Annotated in this window: 16 protein-coding genes; 5 read left to right on the top strand and 11 right to left on the bottom strand. The window is 69.6% G+C overall.

Annotated features, from left to right (window positions below; genetic code table 11):
- Positions 1-62: 62 nt before the first annotated feature.
- Positions 63-1,298 carry a DNA cytosine methyltransferase gene (locus N177_RS21170; RefSeq protein WP_200863434.1) on the bottom strand — a complete coding sequence of 412 codons (1,236 nt, stop codon included), beginning with the start codon at positions 1,296-1,298 and terminating at the stop codon, positions 63-65.
- A 34-nt stretch (positions 1,299-1,332) separates the two neighbouring features.
- Positions 1,333-2,343: a hypothetical protein gene (locus N177_RS21930; protein WP_200863433.1), complete on the bottom strand. Its 1,011-nt coding sequence runs from the start codon at positions 2,341-2,343 to the stop codon at positions 1,333-1,335.
- A gap of 320 nt (positions 2,344-2,663) precedes the next feature.
- On the opposite strand from N177_RS21930, the gene N177_RS18620 reads away from it, so the two are divergent.
- Complete coding sequence (locus N177_RS18620) at positions 2,664-2,930, top strand: hypothetical protein (RefSeq protein ID WP_023433968.1); 267 nt, start codon at positions 2,664-2,666, stop codon at positions 2,928-2,930.
- A gap of 12 nt (positions 2,931-2,942) precedes the next feature.
- Here the strand turns inward: N177_RS18620 and N177_RS18615 are convergent, their stop codons facing one another.
- From N177_RS18615 to hrpB, 8 genes are all read right to left on the bottom strand, one after another.
- Positions 2,943-5,786: a translocation/assembly module TamB domain-containing protein gene (locus N177_RS18615; protein ID WP_023433967.1), complete on the bottom strand. Its 2,844-nt coding sequence runs from the start codon at positions 5,784-5,786 to the stop codon at positions 2,943-2,945.
- A gap of 146 nt (positions 5,787-5,932) precedes the next feature.
- Complete coding sequence (locus N177_RS18610; protein WP_023433965.1) at positions 5,933-6,373, bottom strand: DUF1801 domain-containing protein; 441 nt, start codon at positions 6,371-6,373, stop codon at positions 5,933-5,935.
- 4 nt (positions 6,374-6,377) lie between these two features.
- Entirely contained in the window at positions 6,378-6,791 is a 414-nt protein-coding gene (locus tag N177_RS18605) for an SRPBCC family protein (RefSeq protein WP_023433964.1), read from the bottom strand.
- A complete protein-coding gene (locus N177_RS18600; RefSeq protein WP_023433963.1) occupies positions 6,788-7,111 on the bottom strand; it encodes an ArsR/SmtB family transcription factor in 324 nt (107 codons plus the stop codon). The genes N177_RS18605 and N177_RS18600 overlap by 4 nt, the downstream gene beginning before the upstream one ends.
- Before the next feature lie 379 nt (positions 7,112-7,490).
- Positions 7,491-9,965: an EAL domain-containing protein gene (locus tag N177_RS18595; protein ID WP_023433962.1), complete on the bottom strand. Its 2,475-nt coding sequence runs from the start codon at positions 9,963-9,965 to the stop codon at positions 7,491-7,493.
- 22 nt (positions 9,966-9,987) lie between these two features.
- Complete coding sequence (locus tag N177_RS21750; RefSeq protein WP_023433961.1) at positions 9,988-10,215, bottom strand: hypothetical protein; 228 nt, start codon at positions 10,213-10,215, stop codon at positions 9,988-9,990.
- 153 nt (positions 10,216-10,368) lie between these two features.
- Complete coding sequence (locus N177_RS20780) at positions 10,369-11,544, bottom strand: GGDEF domain-containing protein (RefSeq protein WP_023433960.1); 1,176 nt, start codon at positions 11,542-11,544, stop codon at positions 10,369-10,371.
- Between the two features lie 133 nt (positions 11,545-11,677).
- Positions 11,678-14,128, bottom strand: a complete 2,451-nt coding sequence (hrpB, locus tag N177_RS18580) for an ATP-dependent helicase HrpB (RefSeq protein ID WP_023433959.1) — start codon at positions 14,126-14,128, stop codon at positions 11,678-11,680.
- A 142-nt stretch (positions 14,129-14,270) separates the two neighbouring features.
- Between hrpB and N177_RS18575 the strand changes: the two genes are divergently transcribed.
- A complete protein-coding gene (locus N177_RS18575) occupies positions 14,271-15,527 on the top strand; it encodes an MFS transporter (RefSeq protein ID WP_244444311.1) in 1,257 nt (418 codons plus the stop codon).
- 57 nt (positions 15,528-15,584) lie between these two features.
- Here N177_RS18575 and N177_RS18570 read toward each other — a convergent pair whose 3' ends face one another.
- Positions 15,585-15,968: a hypothetical protein gene (locus N177_RS18570; RefSeq protein ID WP_023433957.1), complete on the bottom strand. Its 384-nt coding sequence runs from the start codon at positions 15,966-15,968 to the stop codon at positions 15,585-15,587.
- A gap of 141 nt (positions 15,969-16,109) precedes the next feature.
- Between N177_RS18570 and N177_RS20775 the strand changes: the two genes are divergently transcribed.
- Genes N177_RS20775 through N177_RS18560 form a run of 3 tightly spaced genes read left to right on the top strand, consistent with a single transcriptional unit; the run spans position 16,110 to position 17,818 of the window.
- Positions 16,110-16,709: a transporter substrate-binding domain-containing protein gene (locus tag N177_RS20775; protein ID WP_160170945.1), complete on the top strand. Its 600-nt coding sequence runs from the start codon at positions 16,110-16,112 to the stop codon at positions 16,707-16,709.
- Between the two features lie 3 nt (positions 16,710-16,712).
- Positions 16,713-16,868 (top strand): hypothetical protein, encoded by a 156-nt coding sequence (locus tag N177_RS21745; protein ID WP_023433955.1) that lies wholly within the window; start codon positions 16,713-16,715, stop codon positions 16,866-16,868.
- On the top strand, positions 16,865-17,818 hold the full coding sequence (locus N177_RS18560) for a cation efflux transmembrane domain-containing protein (RefSeq protein ID WP_023433954.1): 954 nt from the start codon (positions 16,865-16,867) through the stop codon (positions 17,816-17,818). Before N177_RS21745 ends, N177_RS18560 begins: the two co-directional genes overlap by 4 nt.
- The last annotated feature ends 76 nt before the right edge of the window (positions 17,819-17,894 follow it).

Below are 17,894 nucleotides of genomic sequence, written 5' to 3'. Positions count from 1 at the left end.
CGCGCTGACGCCCGTTGATGTCGGCGGTGGGGCCTGAGGAACTACACGCTCGCGTCTTTGCACTACCCAGTCACTGCGGCAGCAGCCCATCCAGTTGCCCGATAGCCCTTACCGGTCCCCGGATGATCTTCATGCTCCCCGACCATTGAGGCGTACTTCGCTGGCAGAGGTGCAATGGGCTCGGGCTCGGGTATGTCACCACGCTTCATCGGGATCAGCGACAAAGGCGCGACAATCTTCGCGCAACCAAGCAATTGGTAACTTATCTCGCGTGCCAGCAATTCGCCGAGGGCAGATGGAACAGCATTGCCAACAAGCCGCTGTACGTCGGCGTGACGGCAATCATAGGTCAGGCCATCGGGAAACGTCTGAATTCGTCCAAGCTCTACCGCCGAAAGCTTGCGGTTGGACCAATGAAACGGACCCGTCGCTGGTCCCGGCTGCGCCTGAATGGTCCATGATGGAAGCGACTTCGACAGCTTCAGCAGAAAGCTCCAGTATCGACGACGCCACCCAAAAAGCGGAAGGCCGCCTCCTCGATCAGTGTGCCACAGGTAGTTTTGGCCCTCGGGAATTGTTGGCAGGAGATCTGCCCACTTCCCTCTCATACCGAGTTCCGCATCGTTCAACGCCGAGGGCAGATCACCGATCGCGTCCCAAACAGTTCTGCAGGGTTCCAACCCCTGATCGGAATCCGGTCGGAAGGGAAGCCTGTGAGTCGGCCTTGGAAATCTGAACTTCGCCCCTTCGCGAGACCCGACGATGAACACCCGCTCTCGCAGCTGAGGCACCCCATACGAAGCGGCATTCAGGGCTGCAACAGATATCCTGTAGCTTGTGCCCCGTCTCTCGTTAATGGCGTCAATGCCACGTTGGATGGCCTCGAAGCCCTCATTCTTACCTCGGTAGTTCAGGCCAGGCACGTTCTCTATCAGAAAGACCCTCGGCAGCGTCCCTTCAAGAATGTCCAGATACCCTTGAAGCGTCTCCGCACGAGGATCCTCCATTCGTGAGGCAGAGCCTCGTGCCCAATATCCCGACTTGGAGAACGGCTGACAGGGTGGCCCTCCGATGAGGACATCCGCTTGCCGCGGGAGAAGTCGAGACTCGTCTAGCAACTCCTCCGCCGTGGTTTCCTTGATGGGCTTCTCAAGCACGCGCCAAGGGCGGTTCAGTCTCAGCGTGTGGCAGGCCACGGGATCGATATCGAGCGCCACCTCGGTTCCGAAGCCGGCGGCCTCGAACCCATAATCAAGACCTCCAACGCCCGTGAAGAGCGAAATTGCTTTCAAAGCCACGTCGACCCCCGATGCTGAGGCATCCCGTACAAGGCTAATGCGATTGAGAACATTTGTCGAACAAAATACTGGGGTCGGAGGTGAACGTTGGCTCTGCCACGCGCACCATGTTTGCGATACGGCCCTTGCATTTCTTGTGCGGTGGCAGTTCGAGAGTGAGGGCGAAGCGGAACTCCCACTTCGCTGTAACCGCATGCAGGCAAGCTGCCAACACCGGAAAGTCGCCGGGGGCATAGTAGCGCGAGCAGGGGTCTCCTTTCGAGGCCCTCGTGCGTTGAAAATCCACCTTCGGCATCCCATCCGCATAAGGCTGCCGAAGCGTGTTTTTGCATTCGATTTGGAAAGGTGGACCGCCTTTCCACCGGAGCGTGATATCCGGCGCTCCCTCGATGTCTTGCCGCTGGCATTCTGTCACGCCCTGCAAGCCACGTAGCCACCTCTCCAGGTGAGACTCCGCAACCCAGCCCCGCACGGCCATCTTCAGCCGGCTCGCGCCTTCAATCAGGTCGAACAACGCATCCGGCGGAACATCCAACTCCTTGAGAAGGTCGTGCGGAAGCGCTTCATCGGGGGCGTCGCACTTTTGGGCGAAGACCTGATCGGCTAGTAGATGACGCTCGCCGGGATCAAGGCCGGCAGCGATCTGCTCGAAAGCAATAAGATCGAGGAGGCGCTGCTTTTGAGCGCCTATCACGACCTCGATGCGCGCATCGTCATCCAGTTGGTAAGCCCGACGCCCTTTCGACTTCGCCGGACGGCGGACCCTCTCCCACGCACACCACCCTACATCTTTGATGCGCTCAACGTGACGAGCCTTGAATTCGACGGAGCGCGACATGGGGGCTGGCGTGTTCATGCGCGGATCAACCGCGACGAACAGGTCCCGATCTGGATCGATGCCGATCATGATAGTCGTAATCAAGCCTGTGGGGTCAATCCCAACATCGAGCGAACCAGAGAGATCACCCCCATATTTTATTTGGAATCTATGCTCATCTTCAGGCCTACCGCCAGTCACCTTCTGGTTAGCAAGGAAGGCGTACACCAACACTCCCTTGCGCTGGCCACCTCTAGTTTCAAACACGATGTAAAATGGCGCAAGACGCTCCGAGCTAACATGAAAGATGGTACAGCCGCGAGCGGCTAGCGCCGAAACAACGAAGTTTATCAGCAGCCGCTTGGACGAGGGCTTGACTGCGTAGCTTCTCCAAATAAAGGGGGCGCGCTGTACGACGGGTTTACTGCTCATGCTATGTTGTTAGCGGGCGTGGCGACTCTTGCCAAGTTGCGGAAGCACGACGGTGAAGACCTAGCCGACGACGCCGATCATTGAGGCTGATTCGCACGAGCAGAGGAAGCAGCGGAATGACCAAGCCCCAGCTCGACCTCTTCCAGGCGCAGGACGACCTCTTTCCCTCGGCACCGGTGGTCTATCGCGCCGACCCTGTGCGGGTGCGGCGGAAGCTCGGGCGGATTCTCGAGGAGGCGCGGGGCGCGAGCACGATGCCGTGGGATGCCGAGCGGCAGCGGCTCTACCGCAAGCTCTTCCCGCAGATGTCGCTCGCGCTGCCCGAGGAGGAAGCGGCGCAGTATCGGCTCGCCTTCGAGGCGGAGCTCGAACGGCTGGCCTGAAGCCCCCTCCCCTCAGCGCGCCTCCGCGCCGGCGCCGAGGCCGCTTATGGCGCTGCCGGTGAGCTCGAAGTCGAGCACGGGGTCGCCGGTCGGGCCGGAGGCCGTGAGCGTGCCCGAGAGCGTGCCGGTGAGCGGCAGGTCGGGCCGCACGGCGCGTATCGCGGCGGCCGGGAAGGCCGAAAGCGTCGCGTGAAGGTCGATCTCGTCGCCCAGCGCGGCGCGCGCCTCGATCCTTCCCTCGCCCGCCTCGAGCAAAATCTCCTCGAGCGTCGTCGTGCCCTGCCCGTGGCTGCCGCGCGCCCTGAGGCTCGCCGCCTCGATGCCGGCTTGCGCGAGCCCCGCGTTCGTGATGCCCGACGCCTGGAGGTCGAACTCCGCCTGCGGCTCGAAGGGCGATCCCGTCGCCTCCGCGCGGCCCGAGACGGTGCCGTCGACGTCGAGCGCCGGCGAAAAGCCCCGCGCGAGCGAGAGCGGCAGCGCGTCGAGCGTCGCCGCCACGTCGAGCGCCGGCCAGACCTCGCCCTGGAGGTCGAGCCGGCCGCCGGCGATCTCGAACATGCCTTGCGACAGCGACGCCGCGCCCGCGGCATAGGCGCCGGAGATCGAGAGCTCGCCCGGCGGCACGCCCGCCTCGGACAGGGGCGCGAGCGTGACCCCGCTGCCGGTCAGCTCGAACTCCGCCTCGGGATCGAGCACGAAGCCCGCGACCTCGGCCGTGCCGGAGATCGTGCCCTGGGGGTCGAGGCCCGGCAGCGCGGCACCCGCGATCGAGAGCGGGATCGCGTCGAGCCTCGCCCGGAGGTCGACGATCTCGCCGACCGCGCCCTCGATCTCGATCCGCCCGGAGCCGATGCCGAGCACGGCCCGCGTCAATTCGGCCGCCCCGTCCTCGAAGCGGCCCTCGGCCGTCAGCTCGACCGGCGGCAGGCCCAGATCCTGCAGGAGGCCGAGCGTCACGCCCTCGCCGCTCAGGCCGAAACTCGCCCGCGGCGCGGCGAGCGTGCCCGTCGCGTGGAGCTCCGCCGAGATGCGGCCCTGCGGGTCGAGCCCCGGCGCGAGGCCCTCGACCATGTCGAGCGGGAACGCGTCGATGCCGAGCGTCACGTCGAGCGCCTCGCCGATCGTGCCGTCGAGGCTCAGCGTGCGGCCGGCGACGAGCGCCTCGGCGTCGATCGTCAGCGTCTCGTCGGCGAAGCGGCCCTCGGCCTCGATGTCGACGGGGTCGAGCCCGACGAGCTCCGTCAGCGCCACGGCGACCCCGCGGCCCTGAAGGTCAAACACCGCGATCGGCACCTCCCTCGTGCCGCCGAGCTCGAGCGTGCCCGACAGGATGCCCGCGGCTTCGAGATCCGGCTGCACGGCGTTGAGGAGCGCGAGCGGCACCGCCTCGAAGTCGCCCGACAGCGCCAGCGCCTCGCCCGCCACGCCCGTGACGTTCAGCCGGCCGCCGCCCGCCTGAAGCGTCGCGTCGAGATCCCGGAAGCCCTGGCCGGCGCCCCAGGCGCCCTGCGCCCGAAGATCGACCTCGGCGCCGATCGCGGCCGGCAGGCCCTCGGCCTCGACGCCTTCCGCCCGGCCGGTGACGTCGAAGGTCAGGCTCCGCGCCTCCGGGTCGGCCATCTCGGCCGCCGTCCCGCCGCCTGCGATCGTCAGGCGCCCGATCGACAGCGCCGGCGTCGCCAGCGCGTCGAGCGCGAGCTCCGCCGTCCAGCCTCCCCCCTCCCCGCCGAGGCTCGCCTCGAGCCGCGCGGCGTTCACGGTTGAGGGGCCCTCGCCGACGGGAAGCGTGACGGGGGTCCCTTCGGCGGTGCCGAGGCTGCCGGTGACGTCGAGGGCGGTCGGCACGCCGTCGGGGGCGAGCTCGCCCGACACCTCGACCACCGCCACGCCCGAGCGCAGCGTCGCCCCGGCGATCGCGATCGAGCCGTCCGCGGCGCGGGTCGCGTCGATCGTCAGCCGCGAGCCCTCGTCGACGAGCTCGGCATAGGCCGGCGGCACGAGGCGCTCGAGGCTGCCGCCGAGGTCGGCCGCGAGGCGGTGGCTGCCCGGCGCGGGGCTCGTGATCGCGGCGTCGCCGGAGATGATCTCCTCGCCGTCGGCGGTCAGGCTGATGTCGGCGGTGAAGTCGTCGATCGGGGCGGACCCGGTCACCTCCAGCGTCACGGCGGGGCGTCCCTGAAGGTTCAGGAGGTTCGCGACGAGCCCGTCCCGAGGCTCGGAGAAGAGCAGATGCAGGTCGAGGACCCGCGTCTCCTCCGCGAAACCCGCCTCGATCTGCAGCTCGCCGGCGCCGTCGAGGCGCTCCACCGCGACGTCGAGGTCGAGCGCGCCGCTCTCGAGCCGTCCCGAGCCGGCGAGCGAGAGGTCGTAGGCCTGGTCGGCGACCACGCCCGCGGCGATCTCGATGCGCGGCACGCGGATCTCGCCGACATCGAAGGTCAGCGGAAACTCGGGGAGCTCGAAGGTCCGCTCCTCGAGCGGCTGCGAGGGCCCGTCCGCGGCCCGCGGCGCGCGTTCGACGGCGATGCGGTCGGCCTCGAGGCGCTCGACCTCGAGGCGCCGGCGCAGGAGCGCGCTCCGGCTCCAGACGAGGTGCACGCCCTCGATGCGCAGCCACACGCCGTCGCGGTCGGCGATCGTGATGCTGTCGAGCCTGACATTGGAGGACAGCGCGCCCTCGATGCCGCCGAGCCTGATCTGCCTGTCGGGGGTGGAGATCTGCCGCTCGACGAAGCGCACGAAGCGGGAGCGCTCCTCGTCCTCGCCCTCCTGCGCGACCGCCGCGACCGTGGCCGCCGCGACGAGAATGAGCGCGAGGACCGGAAAGACGAGACGTCGAAGACCCGTGTGGTGCATGGCAATCCCCGATGCGGCCGCGGCGCCCGACGCCGACGGGAGGCGCCGCCGGGCCGGCGGCAACCGTCATCGCGCGCGCGTTCAGGAGAACATGGCGGCCGCCGCGGCGGTTCCGGTGCAGGACGCGTAGTCGGGTGCCGGCGGCGCTACGGCACCCATCCCGGCAGCTGGGACGCCTGCCGCAGCCAGTCCGCCAGCTGCTCCTCGTCGATCTCCTCGTTCTCGTGTATGTGTAGGTAGCGCGTATCCGGATCCTTCGACCCCACCGGCGGCGGCGGGCTCAACCGGGCGCCGCGGAAGAAGGCGAGCTTCACGTATTTCGTGAAGCAGTGGACGCCGAGGAAGAAGCCGCCCCCCTCGACGCCGTAAAGCGGCGAGTTCCATTTCACCGCCTTGCGCACGTCCGGCACGGTCCGCGCCACGAGCGCGTCGAGCCTGTGCCCGACATCGCGCTTCCAGCCCGGCATGGCGGCGATGTAAGCCTGCACCGGCTCGTCGCCGTCGCCCTTCGGGATCTGCGGGTTGCCTCCGGAGAGCAGCTTCGGCGCGCCGCCGGCAGCGGGCGCCTTCCGGGACCTTCCTGCCATCGCCTCACTCCCAGTTCCGGGACAGCACCTCCTCGAGCGCCTCGAGGAAGCGCGGCCAGCCGGCCTTCGCGCCACCATAGTAGCGCGGCTGGTCGGACCGGAAACCCGTCTGCTCCATGCGGAGCTGCGTTCCGATGCCGGTCGGCGTCAGCGTCCAGGAGACGACCGTCTTCAGATCGTGGTCGCCCCAGCTGTAGGTGAGCCTTCTCGTCGGCTCGACCTCGAGAACGTCGCCTTCGATCGTGCCCCACTCGGCCCGAAAGCTGAAGCGGTGGCCCACGACGGGGGAGAAGTCGCCCTTCATCAGCCACTCCTCCATCAACTGCGGCTGCGTGATCGCCCGCCACACCCGCTCGGGCGAGTGCGGAAGCTCGCGTTCGACGACGACGGATCGGGTCTGGCTCGCTGCAACGGTCACTGGTCCATCCTCCTGAGCAGGTCTTCGAGATCGTCGAACCGCCTCTCCCAGAACGCCGTCATCCGGCCGGTCCAGTCGATCAGCGGCATCAGCCCCTCCGGCCGGGCGCTGTAGTGGGTCTGGCGACCCTGCGGGCGGTCGCTCACCAGCCCCGCCTGCTTCAGCGCGACGAGGTGCTTCGACACGGCGGGTTGGGAGACGCCGGCCCCCTTCGTGAGTGCCGATACCGTCAGCTCGCCCTCTCGGCAGAGCCGCTCGAAGATCGCTCTCCGCGTCGGGTCCGCCAGGGATTTGAAGAGCGCGTCGTCCGTAGCGGCCATTCGATCGACAACTCTGTGGTTATGAAATTTCCATAACCAGATGGTTATCGATGGTCAAGGGGACGCCGAGGCAGGTCCGCCGTTGCCTGTGGCGCGGCGTCGCGGCGCCATATAGCGTCGCCGGGCGCGGCGAGGCCGCCCTTCCCGGGATCCCTTCGATGACCACTCCGCCCCCCGGCTGGACGGCCGCCTTCGCGACCCTTCTCGCAATGCCCTGGATCGGCTTCCTCGACTTGGGCGAGGGAGAGCTCCCGCTCGTCGCCTACGCGCTGGTGCTTCTAGCCGGCATGGGCCTCAACGTCCTGATCCTCCTCGCGGTCAGGCGGCTGATGTCGCCGCGCGGCAGCGTGAGGGGCGCCGGGCCTGAGCCGTCCGTTCGTCAGGCCGCCGCGAAGGCGGAGGTCCGCTCCCCCGCCTGGCGCGCGTCGGGGAGCGCGTCCTCGGCAATGCCGAAGCCGCGGGCGATCCGCAGCACCGAGCCGGCGAGCTCCGGCGCCGGCTGCGGCTTCGCGAAGAAATAGCCCTGCATCTCGTGGCAGCCTTCCGTGCGCAGGGCGTCGCGCTGCGCCTCCGTCTCGACGCCTTCCGCGATGACGGCGATGCCGAGCGCCCGGCTCAGGCCGATCACCGCGCGGATGATCGCCAGGCTGTCGGGCTTCTCGATGTCACGCACGAAGGACTGGTCGATCTTGATCTTGTCGAAGGGGAATTTCGAGATGTAGCCGAGCGAGGAGTAGCCGGTGCCGAAATCGTCCATCGAGATGCGGATGCCCAGGTCGCGGAAGGCCTGCAGCTTCACGAGCACGGACTGGGTGTCCTGCAGGAGGAGCGATTCCGTCACCTCGAGCTGCAGGCGCCTCGGATCGAGGCCCGTCTCTGCCAGGATCGAACGCACGTCGCCGACGAGGCTGTCGGTCCGGAACTGCACCGGCGAGAGGTTGACGGACACGTCAAGCCACTGCGGCCATGCGGCGGCTTGGCGGCACGCCTCGCGCAGCACCCACAGGCCGAGCGGCCGGATGAGGCCGGATTCCTCCGCCACCGGGATGAACTCGGCCGGCGAGACGGGCCCTCTCTCCTTGTGGGTCCACCGGAGCAGCGCCTCGACGCCCGTCACGGTCCGCGCGGAGACGTCGACGAAGGGCTGATAGTGCAGCTCGAGCTCGCCCCGCTCCAGCGCCCCGCGCAGGTCGAGCTCGATGCGGCGGCGCGCCTGCAGCCGCCGGTCCATCTCCGGCTCGAAGAAGCGGTAGGTCCCGCGCCCGTCGCTCTTGGCCCGGTAGAGCGCGAGGTCGGCGTTCTTGATCAGCGTGTCGACGCACATCTCCGCCCGGTGCGCGCCCCCCGACGCCGCGATCCCGACGGAGACACCAGCCGTCACGAGGTGGTCGCCGAGGCGGAACGGCTCCGCCAGCAGCGCGATCATGGAGCGCGCCATGGCCTCGGCCGTCTCCGCCGCGCCGGGGCCCCGGCGGATCACCGCGAACTCGTCGCCGCCGAGCCGCGCCACGAGATCGCCCTCCTCGGTCGCGCCGAGGAGGCGCCCGGCCGCCGCCTTCAGGAGCGCGTCGCCGACCGGATGGCCGAGCGCGTCGTTCACCGTCTTGAAGCCGTCGAGGTCGAGGCAGAGCACGGCCACGCCGCGGCACTCGTGGTCGCGCAGCGCCGCCGCCAGCGTCTCGCGGAACTGCACGCGGTTCGGCAGGCCGGTCAGGCCGTCGTGCAGGGCCATGTGGCTGAGCCGGCGCTCCGCCAGCCGCCGCTCCGTGATGTCCTCGAACGTGTCGACCCAGCCGCCTTCCGGGATCATCTGGCGGGTCATAGAGATGACGCGCCCGTCCGGCAGCTCGTGCGTGAAGGCCGCGTCGGTGCCCGGTGCGAGAATGTGCTTGATCTCGGGGCTCAGGAGCACCTGCGAGGCGGACGCGCCCAGCCGGAAGCCGCCGAACATCTGCGCGAAGCGGCGGTTGAAGACGACGAGACGCTCGTTCTCGTCGAACATGCACAGGCCCTGGGACATGTTGTTGAGCGCCGCCTGGAAGCGCGCGTTCTGCAGCGCGATGCGGTGGTCGTAGGTCTTCGCCTGCGCGGCCATCAGGTCCTGGATGCGCTGCAGCTGGGCGGCGATCCCGTCCTGCATGGTCGCGAGCGCGCCCAGGAGATCGGCCGTTTCGCCGCGCCCTCCGGGCGTGATCTCGTTGTCGAGCCTCCCTTCGGCGATGGCCTTCGCGACCTTCACCGCACGGTTGAGAGGCGGCACGATCATCCCCGACAGGAGGACCGACGCCGCCAATGCGATCGCCGCCGCGACGGCCACCGCCACCGCCATCTCGTGCATGGAAGCCGAGACGAGGCCGCCGATCTCGCGCCGCAGGCGGAGACCATCGTCCGCGAAGGTCTCGACTGCGGTCTCGAGCTCCCGGTCGATCCGCAGGAGCTGGTCCAGGAGCTGCCGCCGCGACAGCCGCGGGCTCCCCTCCTGCAGTGCCACGAGATCGGCATGAAGAGCCTCTATGCGGGCACGGCCTGCGGACGACGTCGAACGTCCCGCGGCCGACTCGAGGTCGGCGATGATGTGGGGCAGTCGCCTGCCATAGGTGGCGAAGCCGTTTCCGGACTCGAGCTCGTCGTTGCGCGCAAGCGCCGACGAGTCGAGCATCCTGTAGTCCGCCCTGAGCTCGACGAGGGCGTTCTGCGCGGAACGGAGATGGTCGAGCGACAGGAACGTCTCGTCGTAGATGCGCATGGCGAGGGTGCCCACCTCGCGCTGCGAGACATGCGCGTAGCCGCCGAGCACGATCGTCACCAGCGTCAGGACGAGGGATCCCGCCAGGAGCTTCAGACGGATGGACATTGATGGGCGCCGCAGTTCGAGATCATACGGCCGCGATCCGGAAGCGAACGCTCCCGGGGACCCCGACGCACAAGGCCCCGATGTCGCCCGCCGGGGAACGGGCATCTCGCCCGCGCCCGACCGCCGCGACCTCGGCCACCGCCGTCACGGCGCTGTCCTTCGCCACATCGCGCGCCTGCACCGTCACTGGTGGAAGCGACAGGTCGGTGGCGAGCCCGGCAAGCACCGCCCTTCTGGCGGTCTCGCGCATCCCCTTCTGGGGACCGACTCTGCACATCAGTTGTGGAACCCGCCAGTTGTGGAACCGTCCGCTGCTCAACTCGAGCCGACTGTTTCATGCGGAACTTAAGCGAGCCTTACCCGGCGCCGCGCCGCGGGAGAGCTTCTGACCGAGGCTCCACGTTCAGGCGGCGAGCGATGACGACGCCACGCAGTTGCGCCCGCCATGCTTGGCGGCATAGAGGCTGCGGTCGGCCGCCTGCATGACCGCGTCGAAGTCGCCGGCGCCGCCGCGCCCGTGGAACAGGCCCGCGCTCAGGGTGACGGTGAACCGGTGCTCTCCCGCCACGATCTCCGTCGCCTCGACCTGCCCCCGCAACCTCTCCGCCATGGCCATCGCATCGGCGGCGGCGATGCCCGGCAGCAGGAAGGCGAACTCCTCGCCTCCGATACGGGCCACCAGGTCGCCCGGCCGGACCGACGCGGCGAACACGCCGGCGCATGTGCGCAGGGCCTCGTCGCCGGCGCCATGGCCGTAGCGGTCGTTGACGTCCTTGAACCGGTCGATGTCGACGAGGAGAAGCGCGAAGTTGCGGCGGGGCAGGTTCGCGAGCTCTCGCCGCATAGCGTCGTCGAAGGCCCGGCGGTTGCAGAGGCCGGTCAGCGCGTCGCACATCGCGAGGCGCTTCAGCTCCCGCGAGTTGCGCTCGTAGGCGAGCGACAGGGCGAAGGCGCCGCCGGCGACGGTCAGGATCAGGGCCACCATCACATGGACCTCGAGGAGCGGATCGTGCGGCAGATCGACGACCGTGCGGTCGAGCGTCAGGCCCTGGATCACCCTGGCCGAGCAGGACATGGCGACGAGGCCGTAGGCGGCGACGAGGCCATAGCGCGAGCGCAGGCCGTCGTGACGATCGCGCCAGTATTCCCAGGCGATGGCGACGAGCTGCGCGGCCACGATCGCGTTGACGAGGGCATAGAGGTCCGCAAACGGGATGAAGGGCTTCACCACGTAGATCGAACCCGTGAGCGCGACCGGCAGGACGATGAAGAGCACCGGTGTCGTCCGCCGATTGAAGCACCGCGCGGCGCGCCAGCGCAGCCCGACACCGAGGACCTGCAGGCAGTTCGGCAGGAAGATGAGGGGATCGAGATGCCCCGGCGGAACCAGGACGAAGAGCCCCACCGCCGCCGCCAGGACCAGGTTCGAGGCGAGCCATGAGAGCCACGTCTTCTCGTCGCGCTGGCCACGCCAAGCGATGAAGAAGACGACCGACATGATGAGCAGGATCAGCGCGTTCGCGGCCAGCATGGTGGCCGGATCGACGCCGATGGACCAGTGGCCGCCGGTCTCGGTCATGGAGAGGACTCGTCGCGTTGTTCAAGACGGACAATTCCCGCAAAACGTTAAAATCCGCCCTCGCCCGGCGTCCCGATCGGATGAAAACGAGAGAATCGTCTCCGGATACCGGGCGAATGTGGCGCTGCCACCCTCAGCCCTGCCGCTTCGTGCCCTTGAGCGGCGCCGCGGTGGCCGGATCCTCCGGCCAGGCGTGCTTGGGGTAGCGGCCGCGCATGTCGGCGCGCACGTCGCGCCAGCTGCCGGCCCAGAAGCCCGGCAGGTCACGCGTGACCTGGAGCGGCCGCTGCGCCGGCGACAGGAGCTCGAGGAGGATCGGCACGCGGCCGTCCATGACGCCCGGATGGGTCGCCAGCCCGAAGAGGTTCTGCACGCGGATGCGGACGACCGGCTCCTCCCCCGCATAGTCGATCGCGGCGCTCGTGCCGGAGGGCGCCTCGAAGCGTGGCGGCGCGAGCCGGTCGAGCTCCGCCATGCGCGCCCATGGCAGGAGTGCCGCGAACGCGTCGCGGATGTCCCGGGGGCCGGGATCGCCGAGCCGCCTCTTGCCCTGAAGCATGGGCAGGAGCCATTCCTCGCGGCGCCGGACCAGCGCCTCGTCCGACAGGTCAGGCCAGCTCGGGTCGTGGCGGCGGAGAAAGCCCACGCGCTCGCGCAGCCGGGCGATGTCCTCCGGCCAGGGGAGGGAGGCGAGCCCGCGCCGCGCCACCGCGTCGGCGAGGAGCATCGCAGCCCGCTCGTCGCGCGGCACCTCGATCGGTGTTTCGCGGAGCACGAGGGCGTCGAGCCGGCGCAGGCGGACCGCGCGCAGCCCGTCCGCGGCGCTGTCGTAGTCCAGCCGCTCCTCCTCCACGATGCGGTCGGCGAACACCGCCTCGATCGTCTCCCGGTCCGTGCGGGCGGCGAGCAGGATGCGGCCGTCCGGTCCGCCCCCCTGCACCTCGCCGATCGCCAGGAACTGGGCATCGGCGAGCGGATCCCCCCCGTCGAGCCTTGCGCCGCTGCCGTTCGCCATGCGGAAGCGGCCGCGCCCGCCCCGCTGCTGCGCCAGCCGCTCGGGATAGGCGAGCGCCAGCAGCGTGGCCGCGTCGGGCGGCTGCGGCAGGGCGTCATCCCGCGCCGTCAGCCGTTCCGCCATCGCCGCCCAGCGGGCGGCGGCGTCGCGCGAGGCCCTCGCGCGGGGGCCGCGATCGCGGCGGAAGCTCTCGAGTCGGGCGGGAAGATCGGTGTCGCGTCCGCCGAGACCGGGCTCGGAGAGGATGGCGGCGATGTCCGCCGCCAGCCGTCCCTCTCGGGAGGCCGCGCCCTGAAGCAGCATGTGGGCGAGCCGCGGGGGAAGCGGCAGCTCGGCGAGCCTGCGGCCGTGGGAGGTGAGGCCGCCCGCTTTATCCCGCGCGCCGAGGCGGGTCAGCAGGTCGAGCGCCTCGGCGTAGGCGGCGGCCGGCGGCGCGTCCAGCCAGCGAAGCACCGACGGATCCGCCGCGCCCCAGGCGAGGAGCGTGAGCGCGAGATCCGCGAGGTCGGCGGCGAGGATCTCCGGCGTGTCGAAGGGCTGGAGCGAGGCCGTCTGCGGCTCGTCCCAGAGACGGTAGCAGACGCCCGGTTCCGTGCGCCCGGCGCGGCCCCTGCGCTGGTCGGCGGCGGCGCGCGACGCCCGCACCGTCTCGAGCCGCGTGAGGCCCGAGCCCGGCTCGTAGCGGGGGCGGCGGGAGAGGCCCGAATCGACCACGAGCCGCACGCCCTCGATCGTCAGCGACGTCTCGGCGATCGAGGTCGCGAGCACCACCTTGCGCCGGCCGGGCGCTGCCGGACGGATGGCTAGGTCCTGTGCCCGGGCATCGAGCGCGCCGTAGAGCGGCGCGAGATCGGTGTCGGCCGGCAGCCTCTCCGCCAGGCGTTCGACCGTGCGGGAAATTTCCCCCTGTCCCGGCAGGAAGGCGAGAATCGAGCCCTCCTCCTCCGCGAGCCCCTTCAGGACCGCCCGTGCGACGCGATCCTCGACGCGGGCCCCGGGCTCGCTTCCGAGATAGCTCGTCTCCACGGCATGAAGCCGCCCCTCGCTCTCCACGACCGGGGCACCGCCGAAGAGATCGACGAAGCGCCGCCCGTCGAGGGTCGCGGACATGGCGAGAAGCCTCAGGTCCTCGCGCAACGCGCCCTGCGCCTCCAGAGCGAGCGCGAGGCCCAGATCCACGTCGAGCGCGCGCTCGTGCACCTCGTCGAAGAGGATCGCGGCGATGCCGTCGAGCCCCGGATCGTCGAGGATCATCCGGACGAAGACGCCCGCCGTCACGAGTTCGATGCGCGTGACCGCCGAGATCGTCGTGTCGTTCCTGACGCGGTAGCCGACGGTCCGGCCCACCTCCTCGCCGCGCAGCGCGGCGATGCGGGCGGCGGCGGCACGGGCCGCGAGCCGCCGGGGCTCGACGACGATGATCCGGCCGTCGCGCCGCCAGGCGGCGTCCAGCAGCACCGGCGGCACGCCCGTCGTCTTGCCGGCGCCCGGCGGCGCAATGAGGACCGCCCGGCTGTGCGCGTCGAGCGTCGTGAGAAGCTCGGGAAGGATGGCGTCGACGGGAAGCATGATCGGTGGCCGCGGGACGGGGTTCGCAGGGGGACCGGCAGAGGTCTAAGGAGGGTGCGCGCCAGCCGCAATGGTGACATGCGATGTCAGTGGTGCGGATGTACCGGGCTGCCAGGAGAGTATAGGCAGTGCTGGAGAGGAAGTGGCGAGAGGCAACGTGGCGCAGGCGCAGCTGGAGTACGGCGAACGCGAAACGGTCCTCGACGGCCGCTATTCCTGGGCGCGGCTCGTGGCATCGCTCGTTCTCGCGACCGTCGGCAATGTCGGGCTCTGGTCGGTCATCCTCGTCCTGCCGGAGGTCCAGGCGGAATTCGCGGTCGACCGGGGAGACGCCTCGCTCGCCTACACCGCGACGATGATCGGCTTCGCCGTCGGCAACCTGCTGCTCGGCCGCGCGGTCGACCGGTTCGGCATCACGGTCTGCATCGTCGGCGCGGCAGTGGCGCTCGGTGCGGGCTATGCGCTGGCGGCCGTCTCGGAAGGGCTGTGGCAGTTCGCGGTCCTGCACGCCGGCCTCATCGGCCTCGGCGCATCCGCGACCTTCGCCCCGCTGATTGCGGACATCTCGCACTGGTTCGACCGGCAGCGCGGCTTCGCGGTGGCGATCACGGCGAGCGGCAACTATCTCGCCGGGGTCGTCTGGCCGATGGCCCTGAAGGACGTCCTCGCCGCGGATGGCTGGCGCAGCGCCTATCTCGTCATCGCCATCGTCTGCGTGTCGGTCATGATTCCGCTCGCGCTGGCGCTGCGCCGGCGGCCGCTGCATGTCTCGGCCGCGGGCGCTGTGCCGGTTCCGCCGAGGCAGGCGATCGACCTCTCGCCGCGGACGCTGCAATGGCTGCTCGTGGCGGCGGGCGTCGGCTGTTGCGTCGCCATGTCGATGCCGCAGGTCCATATCGTCGCCTATTCCGCCGATCTCGGATACGGCGTGGCGGTGGGCGCGCAGATGCTGTCGCTGATGCTGCTGGGAGGGGTCGCGAGCCGGATCCTGTCGGGGTTCGTCGCCGACCTGATCGGCGGCGTGCGCACGCTGCTCATAGGCTCGGTCCTCCAGTTCCTGGCCCTCCTCTTCTACATCCCGTTCGACGGGCTGGCCTCGCTCTACGTCGTGTCGCTGATCTTCGGGCTCGCGCAGGGCGGCATCGTGCCGTGCTACGCGATCATCGTGCGGGAATACCTGCCGGCCCGCGAGGCAGGGCAGCGGGTCGGGCTCGTGCTGATGTCCACCGTCATGGGCATGGCGCTCGGCGGCTGGATGTCGGGCGCGATCTACGACCTGACGGCCTCCTACCAGGCGGCCTTCCTGAACGGCATCGCGTTCAACCTCGTGAACGTGGCGATCATGCTGTTCGTGCTCTGGCGGACGCGCGGGCCCACGACGGCGCCGGCCGCCGCCTGAGGCCAAATCGGCAGGTGAGAGCGGGATGCCGGCTGAGAACCGGCTCCCAACCTTTCCTCATCCGCTCTGCTCGCTGCGCAGGTCGAAGAGGTCGACCACGCTCGGCTGGACGACCTTGGCGTGAAGCGCGAGCAGCACGATCTCCGCATCCGTCCCCTGCCCCGCCGCCAACGCCCGCTCGATGCGCGCTTCCTGCTCCAGCGTCGCCTCCTCCCCGTTTGCATGGGCGAAGCCCTGCGGCCCGAGCATGCAGTAGGCGAGGAGCGAGGCGGCCGGCCGGAAGTCGTCGCCCTGCGGGGTGTCCTTCACGAGCCTCAGGAGCGCGAGCTTGACCGCTTCCGGCACGATGCGCGGATGAAGGTCGAAGGCCCGCAGCGCGGCGTCGAGTTGGCGAAGGTCGTGGCTGCGGCCGAGAAAGCCGAAGAAGCCGAGAAAGGACATGGCGTTGCGGCACCTCGCGTCGGGAGAGCGTGCGTCGAGGGTGCCCCGAATAGGCCGGCCGGTCCATCGCGGATCTTCGGCGCACCGCAGCGGCTTCGGGAACATGTCGAGGCGGCACGCCATTTGGTGCAGGACGGACCGGTGAAACGGCGTGATGCCGCGCCGGTCGTCCCCTCCGAGGCATCCGACATGCGCCGACCTCCGCCTCACCGCCGTCTGCCGGCCATCGCTTTCGCCTGTGTTCTGGCCATGCCCCTCTCCGCCTGCGACGAGTTCCCCCGGGATCCGGACGGCACGCTCCAGTCGGCGCGGGGCGGCACGATCGAGGTGGGCCTCATCGAGGCAAGCCCTTGGGTCGCAATCGAGGACGGGGTGCCACAGGGGTTGGAGGTCGAGCTGGCGGCGGCCTTCGCGGCATCGCTCGACGCGGAGGTGGAGTGGATCCGGGGCACGCCGGAGGAGGTGCTGGAGGCATTGGAGGCGCGGCGCATCCATCTGGTCGTCGGCGGCCTCACGCAGGACAGCGCCTGGGGCGACCGCGTCGCGCTGACCCGCCCCTACCTCGAGACGGCGCTCGTCGCTGTCGCGCCGGGAAGCGGCGGCCCGGAACGCGTCGAGGGAAACACGGTCGCGGTTTCGCCGGGCACCGTCGAGGCGGCGGCGGTCCGCGCCGCCGGCGGTGTGCCGGTCGCACCCGATATGGCGGGGAGCACGGCCTCGCTCGAGGTCAAGCCCTCCTGACAGGTGGCGCCGAGCGACAGGACGGTCGAGACGCTGTCGACGCGGAAGCACGTCCTGGCCGTCGGGAAGGGGGAGAACGCCTGGCTCATGTCGCTCGAACGCTTCCTGAAGGCCAACAAGGGCGAACTTCATGCACGCCTCCTGACGGACACGCGATGAAGCTGCGCCAGCCCTTCGTGTGGCCGGAGGAGCAGGCGCGCCAACTCCGGCGGGCGCATCGGCTCGAATGGGCGACGCTGTTCTTCATGACGACCATCATCCTCGTCATGGCCTTCGCCATGGGCAGCTCGCAGGCGATGCGGGCGGCCTGGATCGAGGACATTCTCGGCCTCGTCCCGGCGGCCGCCTTCCTGATCGCCCGTCGCTTCGAGCGCAAGCCGCCCGACGAGCATTTCCCTTTCGGCTACTACAAGGTGATCCCGATCGCCTATCTCGTGGCGGCGACCACGGTCGTGATCCTCGCCCTCTACCTGATCTACGACAGTGCCACCGCCCTTCTGACCCGCGATCATCCGACGATCGGGCCGATCGAGATCTTCGGCCATGACATCTGGATGGGCTGGGTGATGATCGCCGCCCTCGCCTACAGCGCCGTCCCGCCCGTGATCCTGGGGCGAATGAAGATGCCGGTCGCGGAGGCGATCCACGACAAGGTGCTGGTCGCCGACGCCGCGATGCAGCGGGCCGACTGGATGACGGCGCTCGCCGGCATCGGCGGCATCGTCGGGGTCGGATTCGGCTTCTGGTGGGCGGACGCCGTGGCGGCGCTCGTCATTTCGCTCGACGTCCTCAACGACGGGCGCGTCCACGTCGTGCAGGCGCTGAAGGACCTGGCGGACGAGGTTCCGATGACTCCGAAGCGCCAGGCGCCGGACCCGATCACCGGCGACGTCTGCCGCGCGGTCGAGGCCCTGCCCTTCGTCAGGAGGGCCGACGTCGCACTGCGCGACGAGGGCCACCCTGTCTCCGGCACGATCTACATCTCCCTGGCGGAAGGCGCCGAGCCCGCTTCGAGTGCGGCCGAGGTCTCCCGCGTCGCGGAGGGCGCCCACTGGCGCATGTACGACCCGGACGTGGTCATCGTCGACGAGAAGGCGTGGTGGGGCTGACGTCGTTCCCGTTGCGTTCTCGACCTCGAAGGGACATACTCCCGTCGCCGCGGCCGTGCCGGCGGCTCCCCACCGG

The organism is Lutibaculum baratangense AMV1 (genome assembly GCF_000496075.1).
Taxonomy (GTDB): Bacteria; Pseudomonadota; Alphaproteobacteria; order Rhizobiales; family Tepidamorphaceae; genus Lutibaculum; species Lutibaculum baratangense.
Note: the sequence above shows the minus strand (reverse complement) of the source record. Positions and strands in the feature narration are given on the sequence as shown.

Bases quoted from the DNA above. Each gene is read 5' to 3' on its own strand.
- N177_RS21750 (WP_023433961.1), bottom strand. From the start codon at position 10,215: ATGCGCGAGACCGCCAGAAGGGCGGTGCTTGCCGGGCTCGCCACCGAC.
- N177_RS18610 (WP_023433965.1), bottom strand. From the start codon at position 6,373: ATGGCAGGAAGGTCCCGGAAGGCGCCCGCTGCCGGCGGCGCGCCGAAG.
- N177_RS18615 (WP_023433967.1), bottom strand. From the start codon at position 5,786: ATGCACCACACGGGTCTTCGACGTCTCGTCTTTCCGGTCCTCGCGCTC.
- hrpB (WP_023433959.1), bottom strand. From the start codon at position 14,128: ATGCTTCCCGTCGACGCCATCCTTCCCGAGCTTCTCACGACGCTCGAC.
- N177_RS20780 (WP_023433960.1), bottom strand. From the start codon at position 11,544: ATGACCGAGACCGGCGGCCACTGGTCCATCGGCGTCGATCCGGCCACC.
- N177_RS18570 (WP_023433957.1), bottom strand. From the start codon at position 15,968: ATGTCCTTTCTCGGCTTCTTCGGCTTTCTCGGCCGCAGCCACGACCTT.
- N177_RS18620 (WP_023433968.1), top strand. From the start codon at position 2,664: ATGACCAAGCCCCAGCTCGACCTCTTCCAGGCGCAGGACGACCTCTTT.
- N177_RS18600 (WP_023433963.1), bottom strand. From the start codon at position 7,111: ATGGCCGCTACGGACGACGCGCTCTTCAAATCCCTGGCGGACCCGACG.
- N177_RS18560 (WP_023433954.1), top strand. From the start codon at position 16,865: ATGAAGCTGCGCCAGCCCTTCGTGTGGCCGGAGGAGCAGGCGCGCCAA.
- N177_RS18595 (WP_023433962.1), bottom strand. From the start codon at position 9,965: ATGTCCATCCGTCTGAAGCTCCTGGCGGGATCCCTCGTCCTGACGCTG.